This window comes from Vibrio sp. 1562 (assembly GCF_033340155.1).
GTDB lineage: Bacteria > Pseudomonadota > Gammaproteobacteria > Enterobacterales > Vibrionaceae > Vibrio > Vibrio alginolyticus.
On record NZ_JAWOVY010000790.1, the window covers coordinates 1 to 514 of the forward strand.

General features: G+C 43.4%; 1 protein-coding gene and 1 pseudogene. Both read left to right on the forward strand.

What is annotated here, in order from left to right; translation table 11 throughout:
* A pseudogene (locus tag R7Z49_RS27685) lies at nucleotides 1-88 on the forward strand (metal-dependent hydrolase); the annotation flags it as partial.
* A gap of 13 nt (nucleotides 89-101) precedes the next feature.
* On the forward strand, nucleotides 102-514 hold a 413-nt coding region (locus R7Z49_RS27690; protein ID WP_318112856.1), incomplete at its 3' end, for an RlmF-related methyltransferase.

Sequence of the window (514 nt, forward strand, 5' to 3'; positions counted from 1 at the left end):
AGCGTGCTACCAACTGTGTTGTTACATGGAACCTGAGTATCACCAACTCGAATTTGATGCTCGTCTGTTTATGATTTACCTCGATTGAAAAGCGAATTCGAATTAAGAACAATAGCCACAACGCGAAACAGGCTCCGTCTAAAGCAGCTAAGCCAAAGCATGATAACGACGTTAACAAGGCCAAGCCGAAGCGTGTAAAAAAGAAAGCAGCAGTGAAAGCGAAACTATCGGCAGAAAAGAGCGATGTGGATTTTATCAAGATTGCTAAAAGTGGCTTGCATGAAAGTAATGCGCATCGTGGTCGTTATGATTTCAAAAAGCTAATCGCCAGTGAGCCATCGCTGGCATCGTTTGTTATCAAGAATCCTAAAGGCGAGGATTCAATCAACTTCTCTGACCCGAATGCAGTGAAAATACTTAACAAAGCACTTCTCACGGCGTATTACGACATTGATTTTTGGGATATTCCTGAGCACTATTTATGTCCACCAATTCCGGGCCGCGCGGACTACAT